Below are 15,717 nucleotides of genomic sequence, written 5' to 3' on the forward strand. Positions count from 1 at the left end.
TAGAGTATAAAAGAAACATGAGAATTTTAATTGTTGAGGACGAAATTGGAATTGTTCAATTCTTACAACAAGGGTTGGAAGAAGAAGGATATACTGTTACAACAGCTTCCGATGGTGAACAAGGACTTCAACTTCTTTTAAAAGAAAAATTTGATTTAGTATTGCTAGATTGGATGCTACCAAAAATGACAGGTATAGAAGTATGTAAGTCATTTAGACAACACAATACAACTACAGCAGTTATTTTTTTAACAGCTAAAGACACCATTCAAGAAACAATAGAAGGCCTAAGAGTTGGTGCGAATGACTATATCAAAAAACCGTTTAGCTTTGATGAATTGTTAGAGCGAATGAAAGTTCATTTTCGTACTTTAGAAAAAGTGGAGACTCTTCATTTAGGGCCAGTTGAAATTAATCTAAGTCAACATCTTGTGTTAGTTAATAAGAAAGAAGTAAGTTTAACTAATCGAGAGTATGATTTACTACATTACTTAGTTAAAAATAAAGGAAAAGTATGCACACGAACTCAAATAATTGAAGATGTTTGGGATATTCATTTTGATTATGACACAGGAGTAATTGATGTGTTTATGAATTCCATTCGAAAAAAAATTAACTTTAAAAAAGAAGAAGACTACATCAAAACCATTCGTGGTGTGGGGTATATTGCAAACGATTAACTATGATGCAACTTTCCTTTAAAAATAAAATTGCCTCCCTTTACATAGTAACAACTGCACTATTAATTGCTTTTGTTTTTTGTGTTATTTATATCAGCGTAAGCTATACAATGTACAGTGATATCAATGAAGATATTGAATCAGAATCTCAAAAACATCTGACAGAAATTGATGTAAGTAATAATAGTTTTCGTCTCATCCATCTTGAAGAATGGATGGAAAGAGAACATAATACAGAGGATGTTAATCCTGTCTACGTACAATTTATCGACAATAAAAAGAATGTTGTTGAAAAATCTCCTAACCTCAAAAGAAATCTTCAATTTAATTCTGAAATTCCATTCAATACACTCTTTGATTATCAATTGGATGGAAAAGCTGTACGCCAAATACAATTACCAATTTATGAGGGAAAATTGATTATTGGTTACCTATTGGTAGCCATGTCTTTGGAAAATACCTATTTAGTTCAAAATAATTTATTAGAAGTATTGACAATTGCCTATCCAACAATTTTAGGAATTCTATTTCTAATTGCGCGTTTGATTGCTGGACGAAGTATAAAGCCAATTAATGCTATAATCAATACTGCTAATGAAATTACAAAAGATAATTTAAAATCCCGAATTCCTTTGCCGAGAACCAAAGATGAATTATTCATTCTATCCCAAACTATTAATGATTTATTAGATCGTTTAGAAACAGCTATAGAACGAGAAAAACAATTTACTTCAGATGCTTCGCATGAGTTAAGAACACCCTTAACGGTAATAAAAGGTACTTTAGAAGTTTTAATTAGGAAACCAAGAGCTACCAAAGAATATGAAGAAAAGATTAATTTTTGCGTTGCAGAAGTAGATCGATTAAATCATCTAGTAGATCAATTACTATTACTTGCGCGTTACGAAAATGAAAAGCAGACATTCAAGAATGAGAAAGTATATTTAAATGGTATCATTCAAGATATTTTAGTTCGAAAGGCATCTTTACTTAAGTTAAAAGATATTAAAATTCATCTAAAAATGGAAGAGGACTATTATTGTGAATCAGACCAGCAATTTGTTACAATAATTATCACCAATTTAATTTCTAATGCAATCAAATATTCTAACCAAAGTGATGCCATAGAAATTCATTTAAATCAAAGAAAACAAGAAATAATTTGTTCTATTATTGATAATGGAATTGGAATACCCCCAGCTGATTTAGAGAAAGTATTTCAACCTTTCTTCCGGTCAAAAGCATTAAATCACCCAACAATTAAAGGAATAGGCGTGGGATTATCCATAGTGCAACGATTATGTTCTCTTCTGTCCATTGGTATTAATTTAACGAGTGTTGAAAATGCGGGAACCAAAGTTGAATTAGTTTTTCAAGAATCGTCTAATTAATCCTTCATCAGCATTAAGTAATTCTTAAGATTTAGCTTATATTTATGACTTACTTTTGAAGTACATAAATAGTATTCAATTATGCTCGAAAAAATTATAGCATTTAGTTTAAAAAACAAACTGATTATTCTACTCTTTACATTAGGAGTTTTTAGTTTTGGAATTTATTCTGTTTTCCAAATTTCGATTGGTGCAGTTCCTGATGTAACTAATAATCAAGTGCAAGTAATTACTACTTCTAGAAATCTTTCTACACAAGATATTGAACAGTTTATTACCTATCCAGTTGAAATCGAAATGGCTAATTTACCTGGCGTAAAAGAAATTAGGTCTATTTCTAAGTTTGGATTATCAGTGGTTACTATTGTTTTTGAAGATGATTTAGGAACCTATTTACCACGACAACTAATTGCTGAAAAAATTAAATCAGCTTCCGAAAAAATCCCTGCCGGTTTCGGCACCCCTGAAATGGGGCCAATAACCACTGGCTTAGGAGAAATTTACCAATATACTCTTGAAGTTAAACCCGAATTTAAAGATAATTATTCTGTTACCGATTTACGAACTATTCAAGATTGGATAGTTAAACGACAATTGTCTGGAATCAAAGGTGTAGTAGAAATCAATACTTGGGGTGGTTTTTTAAAACAATATGAAATCGCCATAATTCCAGAACGTTTAAAAGCTATTAATATAAGCATGACAGATGTTTTTGTGGCTTTGGAAAAAAACAATAGTATCGCTGGTGGAGCCTATATCGAAAAAGTAAATCAAAGTTATTTCATTCGAGCTGAAGGAAAAGTAAATTCACTTGAGGATATTGAAAATATTGTAGTTAAAAATACCAATGGTATTCCAGTTTACATTAAAAATATTGCTGAAGTTAATTTTGGACATGCAAATCGTTTCGGCGCTATCACAGGGAATGGTGAGGGTGAAAAGGTATTAGGACAAGTAATGATGTTAAAAGGTGGAAACTCTAAGCAGGTTATTACTGATGTCAAAAATCGGGTGGCTGAAATTCAAAAGACATTACCGGAAGGTGTTTATATCAATGGTTTCTTGGAACGAAGCGAATTGGTGGGTAAAACTACTTTCACAGTGGCAGAAAATTTAATTCTAGGTTGTTTAATTGTAATTTTTGTAGTGGTGCTGTTATTGGGAAATTGGCGTTCGGGATTGGTAGTTGCATCTGTAATTCCATTATGCTTATTATTTGCTATTTCGTTCATGAATATTTTTGGAATTGATGCCAATTTGATGAGTTTAGGCGCTATAGATTTCGGAATCATTATTGATGGAGCGGTAATTATTGTAGAATTTATTGCATTCAAAATAGCTAGTAAATCGTCAAGTTTAGTTGGACTATCAAAAGAAAACCAACAACTAGAAATTGACCAAATCACTTTTAAAAGTGCCTCTAAAATGATGAACTCAGCTGTTTTTGGACAGTTAATTATTTTGATCGTTTTTATACCTATTTTGTCTTTATCAGGAATTGAAGGTAAAATGTTCAAGCCTATGGCAATGACATTTAGCTTCGCTTTATTAGGTGCAATGCTTTTATGTATCACGTATGTTCCTGTAGTGGCATCGATTTTTTTAAAGCCTAAAGAAGAAAATCCAAATTCGTTTTCTCATCAATTGATTCATAAATTCAATTCGATATATTTACCTATTATTACTTGGTCTTTGAGTAATACTAAAAAAGTACTGTTGGGCGCTGTAGGACTTTTGTTATTTTCTATTGTAATTTTCACTAGAATGGGTGGCGAATTTATTCCGACACTAGACGAAGGCGATTTCGTAATTCAGCCTGTTTTAAAAACGGGAACTTCATTGACAAAAACTATTGCTACTACTACAAAGATTGAACAAATTATTTTGAAAAATTTCCCTGAAGTTAATCAAGTGGTGAGTAGGATTGGTGCTGCCGAAGTACCAACAGATCCAATGTCAATGGAAGAAAGCGATATTATTGTCAAATTAAAACCAAAATCAGAATGGGTTTCTGCCGAATCCAAAGATGAGTTAGCTGACAAAATCAAAACTGCAATTGAAACTCAAATTCCGAATATGGAAATTGAATTTACACAACCTATCGAAATGCGATTTAACGAATTGATTTCTGGAACACGTTCTGACGTAGCTGTGAAGTTATTCGGTGAAGATTTGAATATTTTGGCTAGTAAAGCTCATGAAATTCAAAATGCAATTAAAAATGTGGAAGGTGCTTCGGATATTATTATTGAAAAAACCGAAGGATTACCACAAATGTTAGTACAATATGATCGCTCAAAAATAGCTCGCTACGGATTAAATATTGCCGACTTAAACGATATGATAGCGCTTAGTTTTGCTGGTAAAACAGTCGGAAATGTATTTGAAGGCGAAAAACGATTTGACATGGTGGTTCGTTTAGATAAGATAAACCGTAAGGATATTGAAGACTTACAATATTTATACATTTCAACTCCAAACGGACAACAAATTCCGTTAAATGAATTAGCTACAATTGAGTATTCTCAAGGTCCTGCAAAAATTTCAAGAGACAATACCAATAGAAGAATTGTTGTTGGTATTAATGTAAGAAATAGAGATTTACAAAGTGTAGTTACTGATATTCAAAATATAGTTAGTTCAAAGATACAGCTACCTGCAGGTTATTATATAAAATATGGAGGGCAATTTGAAAACTTAGAATCTGCAAAAAACAGATTGCTAATTGCTGTTCCTATAGCTTTATTCTTAATTTTTATTCTATTGTATTTTGCTTTCGGTTCTATCAAAGAGGCGTTGATGGTGTATTCAGCAATTCCACTTTCTGCTGTAGGTGGTATTTTATTTCTATGGCTGCGTGGATTGCCGTTTAGTATTTCAGCAGGAGTTGGTTTTATTGCTCTTTTTGGAATTGCAGTGTTAAATGGAATTGTTTTAATTGAGCATTTTAAAGAACTTAAGCACAGCGGAATGAAAGATATGGATCAATTAATACTAAAAGGTACTACAGATCGTTTAAGACCTGTTTTGTTGACTGCCGCCGCTGCAGCTTTAGGATTTTTGCCAATGGCAATTTCAACCTCTGCCGGTGCTGAAGTACAAAGACCTTTGGCCACTGTCGTTATTGGAGGCCTAGTAACTGCAACACTTTTAACCTTAATTGTACTACCTATACTTTTCAAAGTTTTAGATAAAAAAGATTTTACGAAGCCGCAATTTAAAGTGAATAACAAAGCAATCATTCTGTTCTTTTTATTGAGTTGTTCATTTCTAAGTGCTCAAAATACAAGCGCCGAACGAGAACGAATTATCAATTTAGCAATGGATAATAATAAAGAAATTAAAGCGGCTCAATTGCAACTTGATAAAGCAAAAGCTGCTATTCAATCTGCCTATTCATTTGATAAAATGAATGTGTATTATAGTTATGATCAAAATAACTTAGCATTGAATGTATTACCACTTCGAGTTTTTGGAGTACAGCAACGTTTCGATTTTCCTACTGTTTATGGTGCCAAGAAAAAAGTGCTGACTTCAGAATACGACAAAGAAAAAGCGCGTTATGATTTACAGAAAAACAAACTAAATTTAGCGGTTTCAAGGGTTTACGAGCAAATTGTTTTCTTGCAAAATCAGGAGAAACGCTATGGCTATTTGGATAGTTTATATCAAAATTTTTCTAAAGCCAGTAATCGTCGTTTTGAGTTGGGAGAAACTAATTATTTAGAAAAAATAACGGCTCAAGCCAAAGCGGGACAAATTCAAACAAAGAAGATTCAAATTGAAAAAGATAAAATAGCCCAATATGAGCTTTTGAAATCTTTAGTACAATCAGATGAAACTATTCTAATTTCCAATACTAATTTAACTCCGATTGTAGATTTAGCAAATACTTCCAATACAAGTTTTCATTCTATTTATTTAGAAGAAGTTACTAAAACCTATAAAAATGAGATTTCATTACAAAAAAGTAATTGGTTACCTGATATTAACATTGACTATTTTCAAGGTAGAAATAATGGTTTACCGCAGTCGCTTTATGGTTTTCAATTAGGAGTTGCAATACCCATTTTATTTACAGGAACAACTTCAAAAATTAAAGTGGCTAAATTAGAATTACAGAGTTGGCAGCAGCAAAAAATAAATGAAGAGCAAAAAATGTCGAGCTATTTAATCCAAAAGAAAAATGAGTTAGCAAAATTCCAAGAAGCTATAAATTACTACCAAAAACATGGTAAAAAATTATCAGACGAAATAATTAAAGTGGCTAATTTGAGTTATAAAAATGGAGAAATTGATTTCTTCCAATACATTCAAAGTTTAGAAAATGCTTCTTCAATTCAGTCGGATTACTTAGAAACCGTATTACAATTCAACTTGACTCAACTAGAATTAAACTACCCTAATTTTTAATTAAATTTTCATGAAAAAGATACTATATATATTAGCTGTTTCTTCCAGTTTATTGGGGTGTAAAGAAGCTACAAAAGAAGAAATTACGCCCAAAGATGATGGGCTAATTGCGATTACATCGGCTCAATTTGAGTCGATAGGTATTCAAATAGACAGTCCAAAAGAGCGTGCATTTGATGTCAATTGTAAGGCATCGGGAAAAATTGATGTTCCACCACAAAATAGGGCACAAGTGACAACATTCATTGGAGGTTATGTGAAATCTACTCGACTATTAGTTGGAGATAAAGTTCGTAAAGGACAAACACTCATTACATTAGAAAGTACAGAATATTTAGACATTCAAAAGGAATATCTTGAAGTTGCTGAACAGATTAAGTATTTGAAATCCGAATTCGATAGACAAAAAACATTGTTTGACGAAAAAATTAGTTCGCAAAAAAATTATTTAAAAGCAGAAAGTGACTATCGAAGAGCAAAAGGAATGTATCAAAGTTTAAGAGAAAAACTGCTGCTTCTCAATATTAATCCGACGCATGTTGAAAAGGGGAAATTAACTTCTTTTGTAACTATTTCGTCTCCAATTTCTGGTGACATTGTGATTATGAATGCAGCTATTGGTAGGTATCTAGCACCATCGGACGTAATTATGGAAATTGTAGATACACAGCACTTACATTTGGAATTGGCGGTGTTTGAAAAAGACATATTAAATGTAAAAGTGGGACAGAAAATACAATTTAAGGTACCTGAAGCTTCCAAAGAAATATTCCCGGCCGAAGTACATTTAGTAGGTAAATCCATTGAAGGAAATGAAAGAACAATTAATGTTCACGGACATCTAGATGAGAAAATTAAACAAAAATTATTGACAGGTATGTTTGTTGAGGCTTCAATTACAACCAGTTCAAAAAACGGATTAGCACTACCTTTTGACGCTGTTATTAGTGAAAACAATAAAAATTATGTACTTTTATTAGAAAGCGCAAAAAACAATTCTTACAGTTTCAAAAAAGTAGCAGTTAAAATAGGAGAAAAGAATAGCTCTTTTATAGAAGTAATTCCGAACAATCTAATCAATGCTTCATCTAAAATTGTAGTAAAAGGCGCTTTTGATATTGCAAACTAATTACGCTATGGATGTAAATAAATTAAAAAAGCAATTGCAAATTGAAGTAGATACTGCTTTTTTATATGATAGCATTGCTTCCATTCAAACTGATATTAGTTTAAAACGGGTTTTGAATAGTTTGGCTGAAATAGAAAAGGGACATGCTCATCACATGTTGAATAAAATAGTGACTTTTGATACCAATTATCAAATGCCATTGCCTTCTTCGACAGCCAAGTTTCAATTGAAAGTAGGAAAGCTATTTGGCTATAGTTCTATCATTAGTAGTTTGGCCAACATTGAAAAGCAATTTGCTGTTAATACTATCAAGAATAAAATCGAACAAGGCGAAAAGCTAACCGGATTTGAACACAATCACTTGAATATTATCGAAGCAGTCAATAATAATGAGGCGTTGAACGTTTCTGGTGGATTGTTATCCAAGTTTGAAAGTCGTCATAAATCTGTAGGTGGAAATGCATTACGAGCAGCGGTACTAGGATCAAATGACGGACTAGTTTCTAATATGAGTTTAGTTATGGGAGTAGCTGGCGCATCCGTTTCTAATGATACTATTCTATTAACAGGAACCGCAGGACTTTTGGCTGGAGCAATTTCTATGGCTTTAGGCGAATGGCTATCAGTACAAAGTTCAAGAGAATTGAATCAACGTCAAATTGAATTAGAGACAGAAGAATTAGAAGCTTCTCCCGAAGAAGAGAAAAAAGAATTGGTTTTATTGTACCAAGCCAAAGGTATGAATGCAGCCGATGCACAAAAATTAGCAGACAAAGCATTTGAAAGCCCAAAGACTGCCATTGATGCAATCATTACTGAGGAATTAGGAATTGACAAAGATGAATTAGGAGGTTCGGCATGGGAAGCTGCAACAGCATCATTTATTTTATTTGCCATTGGAGCCATCATTCCGTTGTATCCATTTATCTTCTTAGATGGTAGAAGCGCTATTTTACTTAGTATTGGAAGTAGCGTTGTGGGTCTTTTTGGGATTGGAGCAGCGATTACTTTATTGACAGGTAAGAGTATTTTATTTTCTGGATTTAGACAAGTTGCTTTTGGATTGGTAGCCGCAGCAGTAACCTATGGAATTGGAACTTTAATTGGAGTTTCACTAGCAGGATAATTTTTAACTTAAATATTTATAAACTATGAATGACGCACATTTACACATGGTAGTAAACCATTTTCCGATTGTTGGAACTATTGTAGCAATTGGAATTTTAATTGCAGGATTATTAAACAAAAACCAATCGATTATTAATACTGCTTATGTATTATTTATTATTGGAGCTGTTTTTGGTATTTTGAGTATGAATACTGGTGAAGGAGCAGAGGAATTAGTAGAAGACATGCCAGGGATTGGTTGGAAAATCATCCATGAACACGAGGAATTAGCTGAAAAAATGGCTTTATTATTAGATGTTTTAGGAATTTTATCATTAGTTGGTTTTTATTTCCAATATAAAAACAATCTTAAGCAGAAATTAGTTTCCTATTTACTATTAGTTTTAAGTATCGCTAGTCTTTTTGTAATTCAAAAAGTAGGTACCTCTGGTGGTGAAATTCGTCATACTGAAATACGAAATGATTCTAATGCTACTTATAATTTAAAAACAGATAATAAACATGACGAATAGTCATTTTTAAATTAGTACTATTTCTCAGAATTTATTAATACTTTAAAAATAAATATTGTGTTTATTTTATAAATACGTTATTTATTTTTAATTATTTTATATTATTCGCAATAAACTTATTATTCTTTTAATTTATTATCTACTATATCGTTTTCGTTATTTTATTTGATTATTTTTGAAAATAATAGAACGTTGATTATTTTTAAATACAATAGAAGATGAAAAACATCAAAATTATTCAAGAATTACAAGGATTAGGGATAACAGGTTACCATGAAGTTTCGTACAATCCAAGTTATGAAGATTTATTTCAAGCAGAGGTTTCACAAAGAAGAAAAGGATATGAAAAAGGAGCTTTAACAGAAACTGGAGCAGTAGCAGTTAAAACCGGAATATTTACAGGTCGTTCACCAAAAGACCGTTATATTGTAAAAGACGATATCACAAAAGATACTATTTATTGGGATGATAAAGTTAATTTTCCCACAACTCAAATGATTTGGCATGATTTGAAAAAGTTGGTATTAAAACAACTTTCTACATCTCCCAAACTTTATGTTGTTGATGCTTTTTGTGGTACAAATCCTGACACTCGATTAAAAGTTCGTTTTGTTATGGAAGTAGCATGGCAAGCGCATTTTGTAACCAATATGTTTATTCGTCCTTCTGTTTACGAATTAGAAAACTTTGGTGAGCCTGATTTCGTGGTAATGAATGGATCGAAAACCACCAATCCAGATTGGCAAAAACAGGGGCTCAACTCTGAAAACTTCGTTGTATTTAATCTTACCGAAAAAATCCAAATTATCGGAGGTACTTGGTATGGTGGAGAAATGAAGAAAGGAATGTTTGCCATGATGAATTATTATTTACCATTAAAAGGAATGGCATCTATGCATTGTTCAGCTAATGTTGGAGAAGATGGAGATGTTGCTGTATTCTTTGGACTATCTGGAACAGGAAAAACTACGCTTTCTGCTGATCCTAAACGTTATTTAATTGGAGATGATGAACACGGTTGGGATGATAATGGCGTATTTAATTTTGAAGGAGGCTGTTATGCTAAAGTAATTGACTTGTCTGAACAAAATGAACCTGATATTTGGCGAGCTATTAAAAGAGACGCTTTGCTCGAGAATGTAATGGTAGATGAATACGGTGAAATTAATTATCATGACCATTCAATTACTGAAAATTCAAGGGTTTCCTATCCAATATATCATATCAATAAAATTGTCCTTCCTTCAAAGGCTGGACATGCTAAAAAAATAATTTACCTTTCTGCAGATGCCTTTGGGGTATTACCTCCAGTTTCTATTTTAGATGAAGATCAAGCACAATACCACTTTTTATGTGGTTACACTTCAAAATTAGCTGGAACTGAAAGAGGAATTACTGAGCCTGTACCTTCGTTTTCTCCTGCTTTTGGAGAAGCTTTTTTAACACTTCATCCAACTATGTATTCAAAAACACTGATTGGCAAAATGAAAAAGCATGGTGCCAAAGCTTATTTAGTGAACACAGGATGGAATGGAACTGGTAAACGTATTTCGTTAAAAAATACTAGAGCCATTATTGATGCTATTATTAGTGGAGAAATAGAAAAGTCTTCGACAACTGAAATTCCTTATTTGAACTTAACTATTCCAAATGAGTTGCCAAATGTAAGTGAAGGTATTTTAGATCCTAGAGATACGTATGAGGACAAAAAAGAATGGGAACGAAGAGCTAAAGATTTAGCAGCTCGTTATATTAAAAACTTTGAACAGTATACTGATAATGAAGAGGGAAAACGTTTAGTTAAGGCTGGTCCTAAACTCTAATTTACCTTATTTAACAATTTTTCCAATTTAAGTTGGATTTATGCCACTTAACTTTATTTTAATTGTATATATTTGCACTCTAAATTAATTAGGTTATGTTATTAATTCAATTACATCATCATCATTCACAAAATTGCTCTCAAGCGATGTGTTAATGGTATGCGTGTATGTCACATATTTAAAAACCCGTTTGAGTACATCAAACGGGTTTTTTTATTGTATCCGTTGTACTCAAATCTAAACTAAAAGCTAAAAACAAAAAAAACAATGAGTACGTTAAAAATTGCCATTCAAAAATCAGGAAGACTAAACGAAGACAGTATCCAAATTCTTAAAGATTGCGGAATTTCTATCAACAATGGAAATGATCAATTAAAAGCAACTGCTTCGAATTTTCCTTTGGAAGTTTTATACCTTAGAAATTCGGATATTCCTCAATATTTAATCGATGGAGTAGTAGATGCTGCTATTGTAGGCGATAATCTTTTAGTCGAAAAAGGAAAAAGCATTCAAGTAGTAGAGAAATTAGGTTTTTCAAAATGCAAAGTTTCTGTTGCTGTACCCAAGAACTTTGAATACAATTCTGTTAATGATTTAGAGGGTTTGCGAATTGCTACTTCTTACCCAAATACCGTTTTGGATTTCTTTAATTCCAAAAATATTGCAGTTGATTTGCACCAAATTTCAGGTTCGGTCGAAATTGCGCCTAATATTGGTTTGGCAGATGCTATCGTAGATATTGTTTCAAGTGGTAGTACTTTGTTTAAAAACAATTTAAAAGAAGTTGAAGTAATATTTAAAAGTGAGGCTGTTTTAGCGGTTTCGCCAAAAATGACTTCTGAAAACAAAGTAATTTTAAACAAATTACAATTCCGAATCCAATCCGTTTTAAGAGCACGTAAATCAAAATACATTTTAATGAATGTACCGAACGATAAAATAAAAGAAATCAGTTCCATTTTACCCGTTTTAAAAAGCCCAACGGTTATGCCATTGGCACAAGAAGGTTGGTCAAGTGTTCACACTGTTATTGAAGAGGATCGTTTTTGGGAAGTAATCGACGAGTTAAAAGCCGCTGGAGCGGAAGGTATTCTGGTTTGTCCAATTGAAAAAATGGTGTTGTAATCGTTTAAATACTAAAAACACAATGAATAAAATATACAATCCAAAACAGGAAAACTGGGCTTCTTTATTAGAGAGACCTACTAAAACTGTGGACGATATCGAAGCAACAGTAAAAGAAATTTTTGCTGCAGTACAATCAAAAGGAGACGAAGCTGTAAATCAATATACAGCAAAGTTTGACGGAATTGCTTTGGAAAACAATTTGGTTTCCAATGCCGAAATAGAACAAGCTATTGCTGCAGTTTCTGACGAATTGAAAGCAGCTATTCAATTGGCTAAATCAAATATCGAAAAATTCCACCAAGCGCAAAAAACCAATCGTGTTAGCGTTGAAACTACGGAAGGGGTTCAATGTTGGCAAGAAAAACGTCCTATTCAGAAAATTGGATTATACATTCCTGGCGGAACAGCGCCTTTGTTTTCAACAGTGTTGATGTTGGCTATTCCAGCTGCAATTGCTGGATGCAAAGAAGTAGTATTGTGTTCGCCTCCCAATAAAAACGGCAATTTAAATCCTGCTATTTTGTACGCTGCAAACTTATGTGGGGTAACTAAAATTATAAAAGTAGGTGGAATTCAAGCGATAGCGGGAATGACTTTTGGAACAACTACTATTCCGAAAGTGTATAAAATATTTGGACCCGGAAATCAATATGTAACGGTGGCAAAACAATTAGCAACTCAATTTGGCGTAGCCATTGATATGCCTGCTGGACCATCGGAATTGTTAGTCGTAGCCGACGATAGTGCTGTACCCGCTTTTGTAGCGTCTGATTTGTTAAGTCAAGCTGAACACGGAACTGATAGTCAAGTGATATTAGTTTCGACTTCTAAGAAAATGATAGACGCAGTTGAGCAAGAGGTACAATCGCAATTAGCTGTTTTGCCAAGAAAGGAAATTGCAGAAAAAGCCATTGCTAATTCTAAATTGATTTTTGTCGAAAATGCAGTAATAGCACTAGATTTAATTAACGAATATGGTCCAGAACACTTTATAGTTTGTACTGAAAAAAATGATTTTTATGTTGATAATATCGAAAATGCGGGTTCGGTTTTCATAGGTAATTATACTCCAGAAAGTGCGGGTGATTATGCTTCTGGGACGAATCATACGCTACCAACCAACGGTTATGCTAAGAATTATAGCGGTGTGAACTTGGATAGTTTTATGAAATCAATGACGTTTCAAAAGATTTCTGAAAAAGGGATTCAAAACATTGGAAATGCTATCGAAATTATGGCAGATAAAGAAGGATTGCAAGCACACAAAAATGCGGTTACATTACGTTTAAAAGCGATTGAAAATGAAAAATAGTTTTGATATCAATACCTTAATTCGTGAGAACGTTAAAGCAATGAAGCCCTATTCTTCGGCGCGAGATGAATTTGAAGATTTTGACACAGCTGAAATGATTTTTTTGGATGCCAATGAAAATCCGTTTGAAAATGGCGTGAATCGTTATCCAGACCCACAGCAAGCATCGGTTAAATCGGTTTTAGCGCAACAAAATGGAGTTGGAAAAAATCAAATCCTTTTAGGAAATGGAAGCGATGAAGTTTTGGATTTATTGTTCCGAGCTTTTTGCGAACCTAAAATAGACAATGTAATTACGTTGCCTCCAACCTACGGAATGTATGGAGTTTTGGCCAATCTAAATGCAATTGAGAATAGGGAGGTTGTACTTTCAACTGATTTTCAGCCACAATTAGATGCGATTATGAAAGCGGTGGATGAGAATTCCAAAATGATTTTCCTTTGTTCGCCCAACAATCCAACGGGAAATTCTTTTTCAGAGGAAAGTGTTCACTATTTACTTGATAATTTCAATGGATTAGTGGTAATTGACGAAGCCTATATTGACTTTTCAGACAAAGCCTCCTGGATTCAAAAAATCAAGGATTATCCTAATTTAATTATTACCCAAACCTTGTCTAAAGCCTATGGTTTGGCAGGAATAAGATTGGGAATTTGTTATGCTTCTGCAGCAATTATTGCGGTTTTGAATAAAATAAAACCACCCTACAACGTTAATGAACTGACCCAAAAAAGAGCATTGGAACGTTTGGCTAATCCAACACAAATAAAGGAAGAAATTAATTCAATAATAGCTCAAAGAGAAAAGTTACTTAAAGTATTGAGTGAAGTGAATTTTGTTTCAAAAATTTTCCCAACTGAGGCCAATTTTATCTTAATTAAAGTCGATAATGCGAACCAACGTTATGATGAATTAATCGCCAAAGGAATTGTGATTCGAAATAGAACGACTCAGCCATTATGTGAAAACACTTTGCGTTTGACTATTGGAACAGAAGAAGAAAATCAAAAATTAATAGCCGCTTTAAAAAGCTTGAATTAAGAATATGAAAAAAGTATTATTTATAGATCGGGATGGAACCATCGTAATAGAACCTACCGATTTTCAATTAGACAGTTTAGATAAATTAGAATTTTACCCCAAAGCCTTTCAGTATTTGGCTAAAATTGCCAACGAATTGGATTATGAATTGGCAATGGTAACCAACCAAGACGGATTAGGAACCGATAGTTTTCCAGAAGATACCTTTTGGCCTACACAGAATTTCATTTTAAGAGCGTTTGAAAACGAAGGCGTTTTATTTGATGATATTTTCATAGACCGTTCGTTTCCAGCAGACAATGCGCCAACTCGTAAACCTCGTACAGGTATGTTGACTAAGTACATTGAAAATCCTAACTATGATTTAACCAATTCTTTTGTATTGGGCGACCGAATTACAGATGTTGCCTTAGCAAAGAACTTAGGTGCTAAAGCTATTTTCTTAAAGCAACAAGAAGGTTTAGGAAGTGAAGAAATCAAAGAAAATGAAGATTTTAGCGATGTTATTTCCTTACAAACCACCGATTGGAAAACCATTTATGAGTTTTTAAAACTAGAAGCACGTTCGGCAAGTATTGAAAGAAAAACCAATGAAACGGATATTTTTATCAATCTGAATTTAGACGGAACAGGAAAAAGTAAAATCGATACCGGAATTGCCTTTTTTGATCACATGTTAGACCAAATTGCACGTCATGGGCAAATGGACTTAGAAATTACCGTAAAAGGTGATTTAGAGGTTGACGAACACCATACAATTGAAGATACCGCCATTGCTTTAGGAGAAGTTTTTGCGAAAGCATTAGGAAACAAATTAGGAATTGAACGTTACGGTTTTTGCTTGCCAATGGACGATTGTTTATCACAAGTAGCCATTGACTTTGGAGGTAGAAATTGGTTGGTTTGGGAAACCGAATTCAAACGCGAAATGGTAGGTAAAATGCCGACAGAAATGTTTTACCACTTTTTTAAATCGTTTTCTGATGGTGCCAAAGCGAATATCAATATCAAAGCGGAAGGAACTAACGAACATCACAAGATTGAAGCTATTTTCAAGGCTTTCGCCAAAGCGATCAAAGTTGCTGTAAAACGCGATACAGAGAAAATGATTTTACCTAGTACCAAAGGAATGTTATAAAATGCTTCGAGCTTTCAGCTA

General features: G+C 33.1%; 11 protein-coding genes. All 11 read left to right on the forward strand.

Annotated features, from left to right (window positions below; genetic code table 11):
- Positions 1 to 17 precede the first annotated feature (17 nt).
- A complete protein-coding gene (locus LPC23_RS08105; protein WP_229329435.1) occupies positions 18 to 680 on the forward strand; it encodes a response regulator transcription factor in 663 nt (220 codons plus the stop codon).
- Positions 681 to 790: 110 nt separating this feature from the next.
- Positions 791 to 2,071 carry a sensor histidine kinase gene (locus tag LPC23_RS08110; protein ID WP_229329437.1) on the forward strand — a complete coding sequence of 427 codons (1,281 nt, stop codon included), beginning with the start codon at positions 791 to 793 and terminating at the stop codon, positions 2,069 to 2,071.
- An 81-nt stretch (positions 2,072 to 2,152) separates the two neighbouring features.
- Positions 2,153 to 6,484, forward strand: a complete 4,332-nt coding sequence (locus LPC23_RS08115; protein WP_229329439.1) for a CusA/CzcA family heavy metal efflux RND transporter — start codon at positions 2,153 to 2,155, stop codon at positions 6,482 to 6,484.
- A gap of 10 nt (positions 6,485 to 6,494) precedes the next feature.
- Positions 6,495 to 7,613, forward strand: coding sequence for an efflux RND transporter periplasmic adaptor subunit (locus LPC23_RS08120; protein WP_229329441.1), 1,119 nt, complete (start codon positions 6,495 to 6,497; stop codon positions 7,611 to 7,613).
- A gap of 7 nt (positions 7,614 to 7,620) precedes the next feature.
- A complete protein-coding gene (locus tag LPC23_RS08125; protein ID WP_229329442.1) occupies positions 7,621 to 8,739 on the forward strand; it encodes a VIT1/CCC1 transporter family protein in 1,119 nt (372 codons plus the stop codon).
- A 25-nt stretch (positions 8,740 to 8,764) separates the two neighbouring features.
- A complete protein-coding gene (locus tag LPC23_RS08130; RefSeq protein ID WP_229329444.1) occupies positions 8,765 to 9,253 on the forward strand; it encodes a DUF2231 domain-containing protein in 489 nt (162 codons plus the stop codon).
- A gap of 218 nt (positions 9,254 to 9,471) precedes the next feature.
- Positions 9,472 to 11,076: a phosphoenolpyruvate carboxykinase (ATP) gene (gene pckA / locus LPC23_RS08135; protein WP_229324478.1), complete on the forward strand. Its 1,605-nt coding sequence runs from the start codon at positions 9,472 to 9,474 to the stop codon at positions 11,074 to 11,076.
- Between the two features lie 267 nt (positions 11,077 to 11,343).
- Complete coding sequence (hisG, locus tag LPC23_RS08140; protein WP_229329446.1) at positions 11,344 to 12,201, forward strand: ATP phosphoribosyltransferase; 858 nt, start codon at positions 11,344 to 11,346, stop codon at positions 12,199 to 12,201.
- Positions 12,202 to 12,223: 22 nt separating this feature from the next.
- Positions 12,224 to 13,516 (forward strand): histidinol dehydrogenase, encoded by a 1,293-nt coding sequence (hisD, locus tag LPC23_RS08145; RefSeq protein WP_229329447.1) that lies wholly within the window; start codon positions 12,224 to 12,226, stop codon positions 13,514 to 13,516.
- On the forward strand, positions 13,506 to 14,558 hold the full coding sequence (gene hisC / locus LPC23_RS08150; RefSeq protein ID WP_229329449.1) for a histidinol-phosphate transaminase: 1,053 nt from the start codon (positions 13,506 to 13,508) through the stop codon (positions 14,556 to 14,558). The genes hisD and hisC overlap by 11 nt, the downstream gene beginning before the upstream one ends.
- Positions 14,559 to 14,562: 4 nt before the next feature.
- On the forward strand, positions 14,563 to 15,696 hold the full coding sequence (gene hisB, locus LPC23_RS08155; RefSeq protein WP_229329451.1) for a bifunctional histidinol-phosphatase/imidazoleglycerol-phosphate dehydratase HisB: 1,134 nt from the start codon (positions 14,563 to 14,565) through the stop codon (positions 15,694 to 15,696).
- Positions 15,697 to 15,717: the final 21 nt, after the last annotated feature.

Source organism: Flavobacterium ammonificans (assembly GCF_020885975.1).
Lineage (GTDB): Bacteria > Bacteroidota > Bacteroidia > Flavobacteriales > Flavobacteriaceae > Flavobacterium > Flavobacterium ammonificans.

Coding starts and splice junctions, on each gene's coding strand:
- LPC23_RS08115 (WP_229329439.1), top strand. CDS start 2,153: ATGCTCGAAAAAATTATAGCATTTAGTTTAAAAAACAAACTGATTATT.
- hisD (WP_229329447.1), top strand. CDS start 12,224: ATGAATAAAATATACAATCCAAAACAGGAAAACTGGGCTTCTTTATTA.
- hisG (WP_229329446.1), top strand. CDS start 11,344: ATGAGTACGTTAAAAATTGCCATTCAAAAATCAGGAAGACTAAACGAA.
- LPC23_RS08120 (WP_229329441.1), top strand. CDS start 6,495: ATGAAAAAGATACTATATATATTAGCTGTTTCTTCCAGTTTATTGGGG.
- LPC23_RS08105 (WP_229329435.1), top strand. CDS start 18: ATGAGAATTTTAATTGTTGAGGACGAAATTGGAATTGTTCAATTCTTA.
- LPC23_RS08125 (WP_229329442.1), top strand. CDS start 7,621: ATGGATGTAAATAAATTAAAAAAGCAATTGCAAATTGAAGTAGATACT.
- LPC23_RS08110 (WP_229329437.1), top strand. CDS start 791: ATGTACAGTGATATCAATGAAGATATTGAATCAGAATCTCAAAAACAT.
- hisB (WP_229329451.1), top strand. CDS start 14,563: ATGAAAAAAGTATTATTTATAGATCGGGATGGAACCATCGTAATAGAA.
- pckA (WP_229324478.1), top strand. CDS start 9,472: ATGAAAAACATCAAAATTATTCAAGAATTACAAGGATTAGGGATAACA.
- LPC23_RS08130 (WP_229329444.1), top strand. CDS start 8,765: ATGAATGACGCACATTTACACATGGTAGTAAACCATTTTCCGATTGTT.
- hisC (WP_229329449.1), top strand. CDS start 13,506: ATGAAAAATAGTTTTGATATCAATACCTTAATTCGTGAGAACGTTAAA.